Source organism: Marinobacter sp. OP 3.4, from assembly GCF_036224885.1.
In the GTDB taxonomy this organism is placed as follows: Bacteria; Pseudomonadota; Gammaproteobacteria; order Pseudomonadales; family Oleiphilaceae; genus Marinobacter.
The window spans coordinates 276,997-291,900 of the sequence record NZ_JAVVLT010000032.1 but is presented as its reverse complement, the minus strand read 5'-3'; the positions used below and the strand labels follow the sequence as shown (position 1 = coordinate 291,900).

The window sequence follows — 14,904 nt, the reverse complement described above, 5'->3', positions numbered from 1 at the left end:
GGTCAGTTGGTGTCCTCCTTTCCCGTTGATGCGGTACGACTGCTGGCGGAGGCAACGATCACCGCCAGGGTCAGGATTATGGCGCCGGCAATGCCGATAACGCCCAGGATCTCACCCAGGATCAGCCACGCCAGCAGCGCCACGAACAGTGGCTCCAGGGTAACGATAATGCTCGCCAGGGTGGCCGGCGTGGTCTTCATCCCGGTAAAGAAACAGACATAGCCCAGGCACGTGGGTACCACACCAATATAGATGACCATCAGCCATTGTTTCAGCCCCAGGCTGGCCAGGTCGGCAAATCCGCCGCTTAGCCACACCGGCGGCAACAGCAGGAGGGCGGCCACCAGGAAGCAGACAAAGGCGGTGGTGAACACCGGCGTGCCCGCCGAGTTGTAGCGGCTGGTCATGTTGAAGCCGGTATAGACGGTGGCCGCCAGCAGGGCCATCAGGATGCCCGCCAGCCGGAAGCTGCCGGCGGTATCAATATCGCTGGCCACCAGCATGCCGGTGCCGGCGATGGCCGCCAGCAGGGCGATCACCGTCACCAGCCGGGGCTTCTCCCCCAGCAGCGGTGTCGCCAGGATGGCCACCATCACTGGCGGCAGGCACAGGGCGATCAGCGTCGCGATACCGGCGCCGATCATGTCCACCGCCATCAGGTAGCTGCCCTGGTAAAAGGCCTGGAACAGGCCCAGGCTGGCCAGTACCAGCAGGCCCCGGGTGGTCAGCTTGGGCCACAGGCGTTTGCGTTCCCCCGATGCCTTTGCAGCCCGGTCCAGCTCCCCCTTCATCAGCAGCCAGAAGAAGGGCAGGGCCACCACCAGCCGTAACAGCCCCAGGGTCAGGGGTTGCAGGTCGGTGTCGGCGAACAGGAATTTGGCCACAATGCTGGTGGTACCCCACAGCAGTGAGGTAAAGGCAATGAGCAGGGCGCCTCGGATCATTCTACTACCAGTACGATCAGTTCCCGGGGGCCGTGGACCCCGTAAGCGAGTGTCTGCTCAATGTCGGCGGTCTTGGACGGTCCGGACACCAGCAGGGCGTTGGTGGGCATGCCACCGGACCAGTCCTGCGCCGCCATGGCATCCCGCAGGGTGCCGTGGAGGTGGGAAGCCTGTAGCAGGGCAACGTGGATCGGGGGCACCAGGCTCGTGAGCCGGGGTTCCTCCGCCGAGGGCCAGAGGATCAGTGACCCGGTCTCCGCAATGCCACCACGGGTGGTGGTCAGGCCCGCGCCCACCTGATTGAACAGGTGCTCCTGCCAGCTTTCCACCGGTTCGTCGTAGATCAGCAGTTCCGGCAGGTCCTGCCGCGACGCCTTCAGGGTGGCCAGTGGCTCTGCGCCATTGCCGACCAGCATCAGGTCAACCTGACGTTGGGCCAGCAAAGTGGACAAGCATGCCACCCAATCGCCGCCACGGCAGTCGTGGATTTCCCCATGTACCGGTTCCATGGCCTGGCGGAACCGGGCCAGTTTCTCGTCCGTGCTCCAGTCTGGCCGTTCCATGGCAGCAAAATCCCGCTCTGCGGTTGGCAAGGCATCGCCGGTGCGGTTCCGCAGGCGCTGCAGGATGGTGTCCCGGGCGTTCATGGGCGTCGGTCCTTCATCTGCTGGTGCAGGGTGCGGGCCGCCAGCTTCGGGGCCGTCCGGTAGCGGGTCCAGGCGCCGAGTCGGGAAGGTTGCAGGGCCCTGAGCTGGCTGCCCACAGCAGTCCCCATGCGGTAGGCCAGGGGATGGGCGTGGACAAACTGCCAGGTCTTCCAGGCCAGGGCCTCGGCGGTGTTCCGTTTGGCGCCATGGCCGTCGACCACCGCCGGATGCAGCCGGTCGCCGTCCACCGATTCCTGGCGCAGCCGCACCAGCAGGTCCGGAATCGGGATCTTCACCGGGCAGACTTCACCGCAGGCGCCACACAGGCTGGAGGCGCTGGGAAGGTGTCGACCCTCGTCCAGGCCCACCAGGTGGGGCATCAGGATCTTGCCGATGGGCCCCGGGTAGGTGGTGCCGTAGGTGTGGCCGCCCACCCGGGTATACACCGGGCAGTGGTTCATGCAGGCGCCGCAGCGGATGCAGCGCAGGGTATCCACCAGTTCATCGTCCTGATAGATGCCGGAGCGGCCATTGTCCACCAGCACCAGGTGCACCTCTTCCGGGCCGTCCAGTTCCTCACCCCGGCGGGGGCCGGAAATCATGTTGACGTAGGTGGTGATGTGCTGGCCGGTGGCGGACCGGGTCAGCAGGGCGAGCAGGGCGGACATGTCTTCCAGCGTCGGCACCACCTTCTCGATGCCGGTAACGGCGATATGGCAGGGCGGCACCGTGGTTGTCATGCGGCCATTGCCCTCGTTCTCTACCAGGCACAGGGTACCGGTTTCCGCCACCGCGAAGTTGACGCCGGAGATGCCGACATCCGCCCCCATGAACTTCTCCCGCAGTTGCTGGCGGGCGCTGGCGGTGAGGTATTCCACATCCGTGGAGCGCTCGGTGCCGGTGCGCTCATGCATCAGGTCGGAAATCTCGCCGGTGTTCTTGTGGATGGCGGGCATGATGATGTGGGAGGGCGTTTCCCCGGCCAGCTGGACGATGTACTCGCCAAGGTCGGACTCCAGGGCCTCGATGCCATGTTTTTCCAGGTGGTGGTTGAGGTGCATTTCCTCGCTCACCATGGACTTGCCCTTGATCACGGTGCGGGCATCCCGGGCCCGGCAGATGTCGGTGACAATCCGGCAGGCCTCGTCGCCATCCAGGGCCCAGTGCACGCGAACGCCATTGGCGGTGAGTTTTTCCTCAAGCTGCTCCAGCAGATCCGGCAGGTTGGCGAGGGCATTGCGGCGTACATCGGCCCCCAGGGTTCTCAGCGCTTCCAGGTCCCAACCCTCAAACGCGGTCTTGCGCTTGCCCATCAGGCCGTCCATGGCGCGACGGAAGTTCTGGCGGATCTGCGGGTCGTCGATGGCGGCCCGGGCGCGGGGATGGAACTCCCGCACGTCCGGATCGTGGGTCGGCTGCCCGCTCATGCCGGCCCTCCGTCCTCGCCGGATGTACGTTGCCACAGGAAACTGAGGATATGCTGACCTTTCAGGGGGGCACCCTGTTTTTCCGCGTAACCGTCGATATTCATCAGGCAGCCGCAGTCGGTGGTGACGAACTCACGGGCGCCGGTGTCGGTGAGGGTGGCCACCTTCTCGGATACCATGGCGCCGGAGATTTCCGGGTGCCGCACCGCAAAGGTACCGCCGAAGCCACAGCATTCCTCGGCCCGGGCCTGCTCCACCACCGTGACCTTGTCCAGCTGTGACAGCAGCGCCGGACCGGTACCGCCAAGCCCCAGTTCCCGGCGGGCGGAGCAGGAGGTATGCATGGCCACGGTCACCGGCTCGCCCAGGTCCTGAAGCTGGATATGGCAGACATTCAGCAGGAAATCCGTCAGCTCCCAGACGCGTCCGGCAACCTCCCTGGCGGCTTCCAGTTCCGGGGTGTCCCGGAACAGTTGGGGATAATGCTGTCGCATCATGCCGCCACAGGAGCCGGAGGGCACCACGATGGGATAATCCTCCGGGAACAGGTCCAGTTGCCGCCGGGCCACGGCACGGGCTTCGTCATGGTATCCCGAGGTCCAGGCGGGCTGGCCGCAGCAGGTCTGGTCCTGGGGAAAGATCACCTCGATTCCCTCCCGCTCCAGCAGGCGGATACCGGCCATGCCGGCCTCCGGGTAGAACAGGTCCACCAGGCAGGTGCCGTAGAAATAGACTTTGTCGGGCTTGCTTGGATACAACTTGAGGGTATCGGCCATGGCGGAACATCTGACGGTGAATCGTTGATGACAACGATAGGGGTACCCCATGGCTCTGTCCAGGCGACTTTGGGAGGAGGTTGTATGCTAGGATCGAGGAAACTGCGGAGCCTTTGCATTCACACAATCTGTCTATCAAGGAATCACTGGCTAACCCCGAGCCGTGAGGATGTTCACGATTCATAGGTGTGTCAGATTCCGTTTTCGGAAACACTCTGCTACTTTGGGCGCTCAGACACCGAATAAGGAAATTCGACATGACTGACATGCCAAGCGTTTCAGATCTGCCTTACCATCTGCCTACCGATACCCAAGGCCAGCTAAGAGTCCTCGCCAGAATACTTGATGTATCTCCGACTGTTGCAGAGCAATCCGGTGAGGCGGGTGTGGAGGCCATGTGTGCAACTATCCTGTACAGGCACTTGGACCGTAGGCAACGTATCGAGGCAATGGAGAAGATCAAGTCGTTGCCAAACAAAGCGTTTGTCGCAAAGCTGGTGAAAGTTACCCTGGATACCACCTTCGTTAATCCCCAGTGGGGTCTTTGGTCATTGACCAACGAAGAATTGGCTGACGACATCCGGTTTCATCAGACGGTCAACAAAATTGGTGCCATAACCGGGGCCACTCTGTCCCTCAGTTCAGGCAAGGATGTGATTACTGAGATTCTCAGGAATGGCAGATTAGGGCCCAAAGGTGTGGCCTTGCTTGTTATCGGTGTCGCATTCGCTGGTAACAGCTCCGAGCTTGACGCCTCGATTCAGGAACAGCAGAGACGGTCCCAAATCAAAGACTCCCCTTACTTTCAATGAGCCTGCGAATCCTGCTGGTCTGCGCTAAATACAGTGCAATATTTGCGTTTGTGATCTGGGTGTGGGAGACCAGACCTTTGGACCAGCAGGGGTTGCTTTTTTGGTGTGTTTGGACCGTGGCACTGATCAATGGCAGCTTCCTGTTCTTCAAATACAACAAGCGCAACCATGACCCGCAATAGTGCTCTGGGAATGGTGTCGCGGGGAATACGGCAGAGTTGTTTGGCCAGTTTTCTTCTGACGTTGTCCTCAATGACGGCTATGGCAGATCCGCTTGATTGCTCAAATGTCTCCAACGTAGTACCCAGCGCGGATATCAGCTATTCCGAAGGTGACTCCTACGTGCGATATCAGCTGTCGTACGATCAGGAGGGTTACCATTGGGAGGGAACAGCATACGAATTTCATTCTCCTACTTCTGATAATTCATTGCTGGACGGTATTGAGCAGGCGGGCGTCGGCGATCTCACTGAAGTCATTGCGGAAAACTATAGAAAGTTGCTTGTTGAGTCGGGAGCGCATGCCGTGTTGGAGGCGCCCCGCCAGTCCAGTACAAAGCAAGGATTAGTGGTGACGTTTGATGCAGTGGACGAGTCCTTGCCCTTTACCTATGGATTCCATGCGAGACGGTATGGGGACAGTGTGCAGGTGTTTAACGTTTCTGGTATCGATGCCGGTACAGAGACGGGCTCAGTACCCTCAAATGCCCAAAGCGTTGAAGCCGTTACAAAACTCATTCAAAGTTGCCAACTCGATGAAACCTAAGCTGGTACTCGTTCTGTTCTATAGCGTTCTGCTCGCGCTGGGCATCGTCTGGTTCCTCTCAGGCCCGGAATTGAACAGTGCTCTTTTCTATCTGCTTTTCTTTTCCGCCTTCGGGTTTAATGCGTACTGCGGCTATCTGGAACTCAAAGCCGGCACCCGGCAATAGTGTGGCCCTGTCGGGCTTCGGCATTACAGGTATTGCATCTGATATTCTCAAGTGGGCTGGAGATGGCCTGGGCATGCCTCCGCCTTACACGCATCAGATAATGGCTTCCAGCCCCTTGTCGGCGATGATGTTGAGCAGTTTGAGTGCTGGTCCGGCAGGACGCGTTTCGCCCTGTTCCCACTTGCGTACCGTCGAGGCGGTGGTGTGTAGGTGATGGGCGAACACTGGCTGGCTGACGTGCAGCCCTTCACGCAGGCGTTTAATGTCGTCTGCACTGAACTCGCGCACCGGCGGCGGACAAATCGCGTCGAACTCGCGCATTGTCACCTTGCTGATTGCGCCTGCGTCGTGCAATGCGGCCAAGTCACCGCGCAGGGATTCAATGATTTTGCTCGCCACAACACACCTCCAGTAATACACCAGCCTGCAATGCCTTCGCCAACTCCTGGTTCGAGAGATCCAGAAACACTTTGCCGGCATACTGCAGCGCTTTTTTCTCGTCCCGCGTGATGTTTGCCTTGTCGCTTTTCGAAAACCCATGCAGGAACACATAGCGGTGACCAACACGGGCCGATAATATCGTACGATAGCCGCCGCTCTTGCCTGCACCTGGACGGGCGACCCGCTTCTTGTAAAGTTGGCCGCCCAACTCGGCATCAATCAGTCCGCTTTCCATTTCACGGACCGCATTGCAGAGGGCCGTATCGGATAATTTCTCTCCTGCTTGCCATCGTGCAAAGTCTTTTCGCTTAAAGACGTTCATATCCGGCAGTCTCCAAAACTATACCCGTAACGGGTATATCTGTCTATCCTCTGATAGGTGGCAGGTCGCCAACCATACGTCAGGAGTGTGAGGGGACGGAGACGGCGGGACATAACACGCACCTTCCTGCCGGTATGCCGTGGACAGTAGCATCGGTAGTCGATCCAGGTTTTGGAAAACTCCAGCATAAGGTGGGTTCATCTAATCTATTGATAAAATTGCTATATCAGGTTCAGACGTAGCCCGGCAACGTCCGGTGCTGGAGTCATGATGAAATAAAAAAGCCCCGCCGGAAGGCGGGGCAAGAGATCAGCGTGTGGTGATACGGTCGGCGTTTTTCTCCACCGTGACATCACCTATGCCACGCACTCGGGTGAGATCGTCCCCGGATTCGAAGGGACCATTGGTGTCGCGGTCTGCGACAATGGCCAGTGCCTTGGTTTCGCCGATGCCATCCAGTGCCGTCAGTTCGGCGGCCGTAGCGGTGTTGATGTTAACCACCGGAGCCTGGGTTTCGGCAGGCTCCTCGGCCCAGGCCGGTGCCTGCATGGCGAAAAGGCTGAAAATCAGTACCAGTGATGCAAAAAGTCGTTGTGTCTGTTTCATGGCTCGCATTGTGTTGATTGGTGATGGTTTCGAATGCCGGCCTGACCGACGGAGAGCGCTCCCGGGCTGCATCATCACGGAACCACGACAAACCACCACTGATAAAGATTGCCAACCATGTACTACGAATCTGGGCCTTCCGTCTCGGATGACGGGGTTATGGCCTGACGGGAAAATCGTGCAACTACCTGCGGCGCCCTGTCTTGCGGCGGCCATGGCGGATACGGGGAAGGAAAAAGCCGGTCCACGGCTGGGGCCACGCTCCCTGTGACCCCTGTCCGCGACCAGACCCGATGCCGGTTCCTTCGGCATTGCCCAAATCCCTGGGCGACAGTCCCTGTCGGCAATCCCTTGAGCCTCCATGCTTCGCTGGCCATCCTGGCCGGCGGTAAGCGGTTCCCTGCTCAATCCGCTGCTACACTCCCTGCAGTAGCCCTCACTCCTTGACTACGCTTTCCCTACGTCGGTCAGTCCCTTGCATTCCCTTGGTGACTTCCGTGTACAGGATCTATTCTACGCATCGACCGGTTTCGTCAAATAAGACATCCTCGCCATGGCGTGTAGGAAAAAGCTTACAGATCTGTAAGCATCGGGCCGTGCCGGTTGTGAGGGAGCGAAAAAACAACCTCATTATATAAAAATGTCCTTTTAAAACAGGTAATTGTAAAATTATTGCCGGTAGCCGGAAATATCCGGAAAACGGAGTGCATCCGGCAGAAAAACGTTCCAGGTGAGCTTTTTCCGCCTCGGGATCAAAGGGGGCTACTGGGGGTTGAGCATTGACGGATTCACCCTCATCCTAAGTAGTACATCCTTGCCATATTCGTTGATATGGATAAAGGAGGTTGCCATGAGTGATCACGATACCGCGCTGTTACTGGTGGATATCCAGAATGACTTCTGCGAGGGCGGAAGCCTGGCGGTCCCGGACAGTAACGCCATCTTTGATACCGTTAACCAGTGGATCGCGCTGGCCCATGGTCGTGGCTGGCCGATTGTCGCCAGCCGTGACTGGCACCCGCGGGAGCACTGCAGCTTTGAGGCTCGTGGCGGGCCCTGGCCGGAACACTGCGTCCAGGACACCCACGGTGCCGAGTTCCATCCCCATATGCAGTTGCCGCCCGAAACCGTCCGGGTGAGCAAGGGCACCTCCTTCGAAACCGATGCCTACTCCGCCTTCGACGGCACCGAGCTGGAGCACTACTTCCGCCGCCATGGCATCCGGAAGCTGGTGGTGGCGGGCCTGGCCCTGGATGTCTGTGTGCAGGCCAGCGTGCGTGACGCCCGCAAACTGGGGTTCGATGTGGACCTGCTGGTGGACGGTACCCGTGCCGTGGACAAGGCGGAAGGCCCCAGGGTACTGCAGACGCTGGAGGATGATGGCGTCCATCTGGTCCGGGAGTAACACCGGACACCCTGTCCCCAAGGCGCCCGGTTTCCAGGGAACACCGGGAGCCTGTGTCTATCCCCTGTAAAGGAGTAACGGAATGGCCGAGCAGCCACTGATGCCCAGGGAGCAGGACCTGCCCCTGTTTGTCGACCTGTATGAACTGGCCATGGCCCAGGCCTACTGGCGTTCCGGCATGGACGGCGAAGCCGTCTTCAGCCTGTTCTTCCGCAAGCTGCCGGAGCACCGCAACTTCATCCTGGCCTGTGGTCAGCAGCAGGTGGCGCGGGTGATCGAGTCGCTGCGGTTCACGGAAGAACACATCGGACGCCTGCGGCAACTGGAACGCTTCGACGACCGCTTCCTGGACTGGCTCCGCCATTGGCGGTTCACCGGCAGTGTGCAGGCGGTGCCCGAGGGTACCCCGGTGTTTCCCCAGGAACCCCTGCTGGAAGTCCGTGCCCCGGTGATCGAGGCCCAGATCCTGGAAAGCCTGGTGATGAACTATGTGCACCTGGAATCCGCCCTGGCGTCCAAGGCAGTGCGGCATGTGCTGGCGGCGGAGGGTCGCCCGGTGGTGGACTTCGGCATGCGGCGCATGCACGGGCTGGATTCCGCCTGGCGGGGCGTGCGGGCCTATCGCGTTGCCGGGCTGGCGGGCACCAGTAACATCCAGGCCGGGCTGGATTTCGGTCTGCCGGTCAAGGGCACCATGGCCCACAGTTTCGTGCAGGCCTGCGAGGACGAAATGGCCGCCTTCCGCATGTACGCCGAGCTCTATCCCGGCACCACGCTGCTGGTGGATACCTACGATACCCAGGGCGCCGTGCGGAACATCATCCGCTGGCTGAAGGAAAACCCGGAGGTGGACATCGGCGGTATCCGGCTGGATTCCGGCAACCTCGGGGACGAGGCCCGGGCGTGCCGCCGTCTGCTGGATGAGGCGGGCCTGGACCGGATCCGCATCATGGCCAGCGGCGGGCTGGACGAATACCAGATCGAGGCGCTGGTCTCAGCCGGCGCGCCCATAGATGGCTTCGGTGTCGGCACCGCCATCGGGGTGGCCAACGATGCCCCGGCCATCGAGCTGGCCTACAAGCTGACCGCCTACCGGGGCGAACCCCGCATGAAGAAATCCACCGGCAAACGCTCCTGGCCCTGCCCCAAACAGGTCTTCCGGCAGGTGGATGCCAGCGGTTGCATGCAGGGCGACCTGATTGCCGAGGCCCATGAAGCGGGGGACGGAACGCCGCTGTTACAACCGCTGTTACAACCGCTGATGACCGATGGCCGGCTGGTGGAAGGCGCCATCGCCAGCCTGGAAGATCAGGTGACCCATGCCCGGGGGGCGGTGGCGGCGCTGCCACAGGAACAGAAGCGGCTGGCGCCGGCACGGGAGGCCTACCCGGTCCGTTTCAGCGAATCCCTGAAGCAGCAGCAGGTGCGTACCCTGGAGCGCATTGCCCACCTGCAGGAATGGCACTACAGCGATCAGGACGACTAGCCTCTAGGATTCCTGCCGGTAGGGTAAGGCATCCAACGCGGCGTCCCGATAGCGGGCCACACCCTCCGCTTCCTCCTGGCAGAAGTGCGCCACGGCATCCCGGAACCCGGGGTGCGCCACGTTGTGCCAGGAGTGGGTCAGCACCGGCTCGAAGCCCCGCACCAGCTTGTGCTCCCCCTGGGCACCGGCATCGAAGCGGGCCAGTCCCTCGTGGATCGCCAGGTCGATACCCTGGTAGTAGCAGGTCTCGAAGTGCAGGTGGTTGTAGTCCTCCAGGCAGCCCCAGTAGCGTCCGAACAGCGTGTCCTCTCCCATAATGAACAGCGCTGCGGCAATACGCTGGCCTTCCCGTATCGCGGTGATGATGCGTAGCCGGTTCCCCAGACGCTCAGCCAGCAGGCGAAAGCCGTCCCGGTTCAGGTAGGGGCGCATGCCCCGCTTGAGGTAGGTGGCGTTGTAGAACAGGAAGAAGTCGTCCAGCACATCGTCGGGCAGGGCGTCACCGGCCCAGTGCTCGAAGGTGATGCCCTGTTCGGCCACCTGTCGGCGTTCCTTGCGGATGGATTTGCGCTTGCGGGACGTAAGCTGCGCCAGGAAGTCGTCGAAGCTCTGGTAACCCCGGTTGAACCAGTGGAACTGACAGCCGGTGCGGTGAAGACTGTCCACCTGGTGCAGCAGGGCCTGGTCCCTCTCGTCCGGGAACAGCAGGTGCCAGGAATGCAGGTCCTTCCTGACCATCAACTGGTCCAGGGCCTGGTGCAGTTGCTCCGGCGCCAGATCTGCCCGTGCCGGCCCCGGGATCATCAGCCTGGGCCCCTGGCAGGGGGTGAAGGGAATCGCCACCACCAGCTTGGGATAGTAGGGCAGACCATGGCTCTGCCAGGCATCGGCCCAGGCCCAGTCAAACACATACTCGCCCATGGAGTGGAACTTGCGGTAGGCGGGTGCCACGCCAATCCAGTGGCCGTCCAGATGGAATTTCAGGTGGCAGGGTTGCCAGCCGGTGTCCCGGGAGACCGAGCCACTTGCCTCCAGTGCCTCCAGGAAGTCGTAGCTGACCAGGGGGTTACCGGTGCCGGCGAACCGGTTCCAGTGGTCGCGGCCAATGGTAGTGATACTGTCCACTGTCAAGATATCAAGCCCGGACGGGGCGGGAGTGTGCTCGGTCATGGGGTTCCCGGAAAAACGGCCTCCGGGGAGGCCGTGTTAGTGAGACTGTCCGGGATACTTTACGACAGAAGCCGGGGGCTGATCACTCCCCGTCGCGGTTTTCGCACCGTTCCTTCATGTGTTCGAGCCGCTCTTCAAACTTCTCCCGACGCTCGTTCCGCATCTCGTCCCAGATTTCCCGCTGCTCGTCGGTCAGTTCCAGGCGCTCGGCCATGTCCTCGTGGCGCTGGTCGGCTTTTTCACGCATTGCCTCGCGCTTTTCCTGCCAGTCACCACTCTCCATTTTCTCGCAGAAGTCGCCATGGCGCTTGCCGTGGTGGCCGTCCCGGTCACCGTGGTGGTCGGCCATGGCCAGGGGGCTGGCGAGCAGGGCGGCGGAAACCAGGGCGGAGGTGAACAGACCGGTTTTCAGTGTTTTCATGGAATCACTCCTGTGTCGTCATTGGGCGCGAAGGGGTATCGCGCAAGTTGCATGAGCATGATAGGGAATCCGGTGTAAGCTCCTGTCAGACGGTGGTAAAAAATCTGTAAATGCCCGGGCGCTGCTGCGCGGGTGTACGGTGGAGTGGTATGGTTTGTACCGGAGCACAAAGGGGAATACCGGATGCAGAACCGGGTACTACTGGTTGAAGACGACGAGGAACTGCGCACCCTGCTGGCCCGTTATCTCACGGGGCAGGGCTTCGAGGTGCGCGAGGCGGAAACGGGCGGCGACGGCCTGACACTGGCGGCGGAGGGCCTGACCGACATCGTGGTGCTGGACATCATGCTGCCGGACATGTCCGGGCTGGAGGTGCTGCGGGAGCTTCGGGCCCGCAACCACCTGCCGGTACTGCTACTGACCGCCCGGGGGGATGAGACCGACCGTATCGTGGGCTTTGAAGTGGGTGCGGACGACTATATTCCCAAGCCCTGCAACCCCCGGGAACTGGTGGCCCGCATCCAGGCCGTGTTGCGCCGGGTGGCCTGGGACCACCAGGCAGACGTGGATGCCGACCGGGTATTCGGCGACCTGCGGGTGGAGCCGGAGCAGCGGCGGGTATTGTTGCGGGGCGAAACCGTGGACCTGACCGCCACCGAGTATGAGGTGTTGCAGGTGCTGCTGGCCCACGCCGGCAGCGTGGTGCGTAAGACCGACCTGATGCAGTGGGCCCTGGGCCGTCGTCTGGCTGCCTATGACCGTACCCTCGACATGCACATCAGCAACCTGCGCCGAAAGCTGGGGCCGGAAGATCCCTCCCGCATTGAAACCGTACGTGGCCTGGGTTACAGCTACCGGGTTACCGATCAGACGACCACCCACTGATTTTCAGGAGTTTCCTTGAGCACCGGCAAACGACCCTTGATGTTCCCGCTGTTCTGGCGGATCTTCCTGCTGATCTGGCTGGCGCTGGCGGCCGCCATCGTGCTCAGTAACCTGGTGACGCGGGAACTGCTGGAACGTGAGCGGGAGGCCATCGAGGACCTGGAAAGCCTGCGGGACGTGGCGATCAAGGCGGCCAGACTGGACCGGGGCACCGACCGTGGCGCCTTCTGGGGCTATCTCCGTGAGAAGGGCCATGAACTGGACCTGCACCTGATGCTGGTGGATGTCGACCAGGCCGAGGACGAGCTGCCGGATTCCGTGCAGGAGCGTATGCGTTCCTGGTACCACCGCAAGCCGGCGGTGATCGAGGTCAACGAGAACCAGCGGCTGGTGGCCTGGCCCCGTTCGGACCGGAAAGGGCGTATCTCCCCGGGTGTTGCCCGTGCGCTGGAGCTGTCCATGGGAGTGATCCTGCTGACCTTCGCCTGTTGGTGGATCGCACGCCTGGTGTCGCGTCCCCTGCGTCATATGGAAAGCACTGCCCAGGCCATTGCCGGTGGCGACCTCAGCCTGCGGGTCAACCAGCGCATTGCCCGCCGTCGGGACGAGATCGGCCTCACCGCCCGGGCCTTCAATGCCATGACGGAACGCCTCTGTGACCTGCTGGACCGGCAGCAACAGCTGATGCGGGACATTTCCCACGACCTGCGCACCCCGCTGGCCCGCCAGCGGGTCGCTATCGAGTTGGCGGCGGACAGTGGTGGCATGGAGCCGGAACTGCTGGCCAGCATCCGGCGCCAGAACGAACGCCTGGAGGAAATGACCGGCCAGATCCTCACCCTGTACCGGGTATCCGGCGGTGGCGACGGCCTGGAGCGGGAACCGGTGACCATGGTGCGGGCCATCAACGACGTGCTCCGGGACGCCGCCGACTACGCCGAACACCAGCGGGTGGACTGCCACTTCGAGGCGGGTGAGGACTGCCAGCAGGTGACGGTGCTGGCCAACGGCGAACTGTTGCGCCGGGGGCTGGACAATATCCTCCAGAATGCCCTCGACTACACCCCACCAGGCAAGACTGTGACCGTCAGGCTGGCCCGGGAGGGAAGCATACTCTCATGCACCATTACCGACCAGGGCCCCGGTGCGCCGGAAGAGATGCTGTCCCAACTGTTTGAGCCCTTCTACCGGGCGGACCGGGCCCGCAGCGGCAAGGGTTGGGGGCTGGGGCTGGCCATCGCCCGGGACATCATCGCCTCCCATGACGGCCGGATCGAGGCCCGGAATGTGGCAGACGGCGGCCTGCAGGTTGAGATCCGGCTGCCGGTCTTCACCAGCGCCGACGATCCCGGCCTGGGTGAAGGGGCCACCCGGAGGCGCCCGTGAGCGTCGGCTATCCGATACCGGCGGGCTTTCTGGAAAAAGAGACGGAAATCCGCAAGAGTCGCTTTATCGCCCGGGTTGCCCCGGTCCACGACCGGGACCAGGTCAGGGCCCTGGTGCAGCAGGCCTGGCAGGACCATCCGGATGCCCGTCATGTCTGCTGGGCCTACCAGATCGGCCAGCCCGGCTCGGCGGCGGAGGCAGCGATGAACGACGACGGCGAGCCCTCGGGCACCGCCGGCAAGCCGATCCTGAACGTGATCCAGCACAAGGACATGGGCGACGTGGCGGTCATCGTGATTCGCTACTTCGGCGGTATCAAGCTGGGGGCCGGGGGCCTCGTGCGGGCCTATGCCGGGGCGGCGGAATCGGTACTGTCCGCCGTGGGGCGGGAGGTGAACCGGCCCATGGAGGAAGTGGTGGTGTCGCTGCCGTTCGCCCTGGAGCAGCCCCTGCGGCACTGGTGCCAGCAACACGACGCGGATCCGGCGGAGGCGGTCTATGGCGAGGGTGTCACCATGACGGTGTACCTGCCTGAACCGGCGATGGAATCCCTGGTCTCATTTTGTGAGGCCAATCAACTGGATTACCATTACCCGGACAGGGTTGAATGATCTGTTTCCGCCCGGGGCGGCTACCATAAGGACATACTGGAGGACTTATGAACGGGAGGTCTACCATGAAACCACTAAGGGTTGGTCCGGCATTGCTGCTGGTGGCCGTTGCCATGTTGATGACCGGATGTGCGTCCAATGTCGTCACGGACTATGATTCGCAGGCGTCGTATGCCAGCTATGAGACCTGGGCATTCAGCGAGACCGACGACAATGCCTACACCTCACTGGATGGTTCCCGGGTGGAGGACGCAGTCAGCCGGGCGCTGGAAGCGAAAGGGCTCGCCCGGACCGGGGCCGATTCCGCGGACCTGCTGGTGGGATACCACATTGATGAAGTAGACCGGCTCGACACCTCCGGCTTCTCCTATGGTTTTGGTTACGGCTTTAACCGCTTCGGCTGGGGCATCTCCACAGCGCCCCCGGTGCGGGAAGTGAAGGAAGGCCAGTTGATCGTCGACCTGGTGGATACCGATACCAACAAGGTGGTCTGGCGGGGCACCAGCAAGCGCTACCTCAACCAGAACCAGTCCCCCGAAACCCGCGAAAAGTTGATCAACGAGGTGGTCGCGGATATGTTCAGCCGTTATCCTCCGGGCAACTGATCTGAACCCCACGTCCCGCCCGGTGGGCA

The 14,904-nt window shown here is 61.8% G+C and carries 18 protein-coding genes; 9 read left to right on the top strand and 9 right to left on the bottom strand.

The features are described 5' to 3' along the window. Positions 1 to 2: 2 nt before the first annotated feature. From RO069_RS06585 to RO069_RS06570, 4 genes are read right to left on the bottom strand one after another with little or no spacing between them, the layout of a single operon-like run. A complete protein-coding gene (locus RO069_RS06585) occupies positions 3 to 944 on the bottom strand; it encodes a DMT family transporter (protein ID WP_328186134.1) in 942 nt (313 codons plus the stop codon). Then, the gene (locus RO069_RS06580; protein WP_328186132.1) at positions 941 to 1,591 is read right to left on the bottom strand and encodes a LutC/YkgG family protein; all 651 of its coding nucleotides are present in this window, start codon (positions 1,589 to 1,591) and stop codon (positions 941 to 943) included. Before RO069_RS06580 ends, RO069_RS06585 begins: the two co-directional genes overlap by 4 nt. Continuing rightward, positions 1,588 to 3,018 carry a LutB/LldF family L-lactate oxidation iron-sulfur protein gene (locus RO069_RS06575; protein ID WP_328186130.1) on the bottom strand — a complete coding sequence of 477 codons (1,431 nt, stop codon included), beginning with the start codon at positions 3,016 to 3,018 and terminating at the stop codon, positions 1,588 to 1,590. The genes RO069_RS06580 and RO069_RS06575 overlap by 4 nt, the downstream gene beginning before the upstream one ends. Beyond that, positions 3,015 to 3,794, bottom strand: a complete 780-nt coding sequence (locus tag RO069_RS06570) for a (Fe-S)-binding protein (protein ID WP_328186128.1) — start codon at positions 3,792 to 3,794, stop codon at positions 3,015 to 3,017. The genes RO069_RS06575 and RO069_RS06570 overlap by 4 nt, the downstream gene beginning before the upstream one ends. A gap of 257 nt (positions 3,795 to 4,051) precedes the next feature. On the opposite strand from RO069_RS06570, the gene RO069_RS06565 reads away from it, so the two are divergent. The 3 genes from RO069_RS06565 (at position 4,052) to RO069_RS06555 (ending at position 5,537) form a co-directional block, all read left to right on the top strand. Beyond that, positions 4,052 to 4,606 (top strand): hypothetical protein, encoded by a 555-nt coding sequence (locus tag RO069_RS06565; protein ID WP_328186126.1) that lies wholly within the window; start codon positions 4,052 to 4,054, stop codon positions 4,604 to 4,606. Between the two features lie 168 nt (positions 4,607 to 4,774). Then, positions 4,775 to 5,371: a hypothetical protein gene (locus tag RO069_RS06560; RefSeq protein WP_328186124.1), complete on the top strand. Its 597-nt coding sequence runs from the start codon at positions 4,775 to 4,777 to the stop codon at positions 5,369 to 5,371. Beyond that, positions 5,361 to 5,537 carry a hypothetical protein gene (locus tag RO069_RS06555; protein ID WP_328186122.1) on the top strand — a complete coding sequence of 59 codons (177 nt, stop codon included), beginning with the start codon at positions 5,361 to 5,363 and terminating at the stop codon, positions 5,535 to 5,537. Before RO069_RS06560 ends, RO069_RS06555 begins: the two co-directional genes overlap by 11 nt. 93 nt (positions 5,538 to 5,630) lie before the next feature. Here the strand turns inward: RO069_RS06555 and RO069_RS06550 are convergent, their stop codons facing one another. From RO069_RS06550 to RO069_RS06540, 3 genes are all read right to left on the bottom strand, one after another. Next, the gene (locus tag RO069_RS06550; RefSeq protein WP_328186120.1) at positions 5,631 to 5,936 is read right to left on the bottom strand and encodes a helix-turn-helix domain-containing protein; all 306 of its coding nucleotides are present in this window, start codon (positions 5,934 to 5,936) and stop codon (positions 5,631 to 5,633) included. After that, complete coding sequence (locus tag RO069_RS06545) at positions 5,917 to 6,300, bottom strand: type II toxin-antitoxin system RelE/ParE family toxin (protein ID WP_328186118.1); 384 nt, start codon at positions 6,298 to 6,300, stop codon at positions 5,917 to 5,919. Before RO069_RS06545 ends, RO069_RS06550 begins: the two co-directional genes overlap by 20 nt. A 309-nt stretch (positions 6,301 to 6,609) precedes the next feature. Then, positions 6,610 to 6,906 carry a ComEA family DNA-binding protein gene (locus RO069_RS06540; RefSeq protein ID WP_328186116.1) on the bottom strand — a complete coding sequence of 99 codons (297 nt, stop codon included), beginning with the start codon at positions 6,904 to 6,906 and terminating at the stop codon, positions 6,610 to 6,612. A gap of 850 nt (positions 6,907 to 7,756) precedes the next feature. Between RO069_RS06540 and RO069_RS06535 the strand changes: the two genes are divergently transcribed. Together RO069_RS06535 and RO069_RS06530 are read left to right on the top strand one after the other, a co-directional pair. Further along, the gene (locus tag RO069_RS06535; protein WP_328186114.1) at positions 7,757 to 8,311 is read left to right on the top strand and encodes an isochorismatase family protein; all 555 of its coding nucleotides are present in this window, start codon (positions 7,757 to 7,759) and stop codon (positions 8,309 to 8,311) included. A gap of 82 nt (positions 8,312 to 8,393) precedes the next feature. Next, complete coding sequence (locus RO069_RS06530) at positions 8,394 to 9,797, top strand: nicotinate phosphoribosyltransferase (RefSeq protein WP_328186112.1); 1,404 nt, start codon at positions 8,394 to 8,396, stop codon at positions 9,795 to 9,797. A gap of 3 nt (positions 9,798 to 9,800) precedes the next feature. Here RO069_RS06530 and RO069_RS06525 read toward each other — a convergent pair whose 3' ends face one another. After that, entirely contained in the window at positions 9,801 to 10,967 is a 1,167-nt protein-coding gene (locus RO069_RS06525) for a GNAT family N-acetyltransferase (protein WP_328186110.1), read from the bottom strand. Positions 10,968 to 11,049: 82 nt separating this feature from the next. Beyond that, positions 11,050 to 11,388 (bottom strand): hypothetical protein, encoded by a 339-nt coding sequence (locus RO069_RS06520; protein ID WP_328186108.1) that lies wholly within the window; start codon positions 11,386 to 11,388, stop codon positions 11,050 to 11,052. Between the two features lie 183 nt (positions 11,389 to 11,571). Here RO069_RS06520 and RO069_RS06515 point away from each other — a divergent pair, with 183 nt between their 5' ends. The 4 genes from RO069_RS06515 (at position 11,572) to RO069_RS06500 (ending at position 14,875) form a co-directional block, all read left to right on the top strand. Continuing rightward, on the top strand, positions 11,572 to 12,273 hold the full coding sequence (locus tag RO069_RS06515) for a response regulator transcription factor (RefSeq protein WP_328186106.1): 702 nt from the start codon (positions 11,572 to 11,574) through the stop codon (positions 12,271 to 12,273). Positions 12,274 to 12,288: 15 nt separating this feature from the next. After that, entirely contained in the window at positions 12,289 to 13,659 is a 1,371-nt protein-coding gene (locus tag RO069_RS06510; protein ID WP_328186104.1) for a sensor histidine kinase, read from the top strand. Further along, a complete protein-coding gene (locus RO069_RS06505) occupies positions 13,656 to 14,270 on the top strand; it encodes a YigZ family protein (protein WP_328186102.1) in 615 nt (204 codons plus the stop codon). Before RO069_RS06510 ends, RO069_RS06505 begins: the two co-directional genes overlap by 4 nt. 65 nt (positions 14,271 to 14,335) lie before the next feature. Then, positions 14,336 to 14,875 carry a DUF4136 domain-containing protein gene (locus RO069_RS06500; protein WP_328186100.1) on the top strand — a complete coding sequence of 180 codons (540 nt, stop codon included), beginning with the start codon at positions 14,336 to 14,338 and terminating at the stop codon, positions 14,873 to 14,875. Positions 14,876 to 14,904 lie beyond the last annotated feature (29 nt).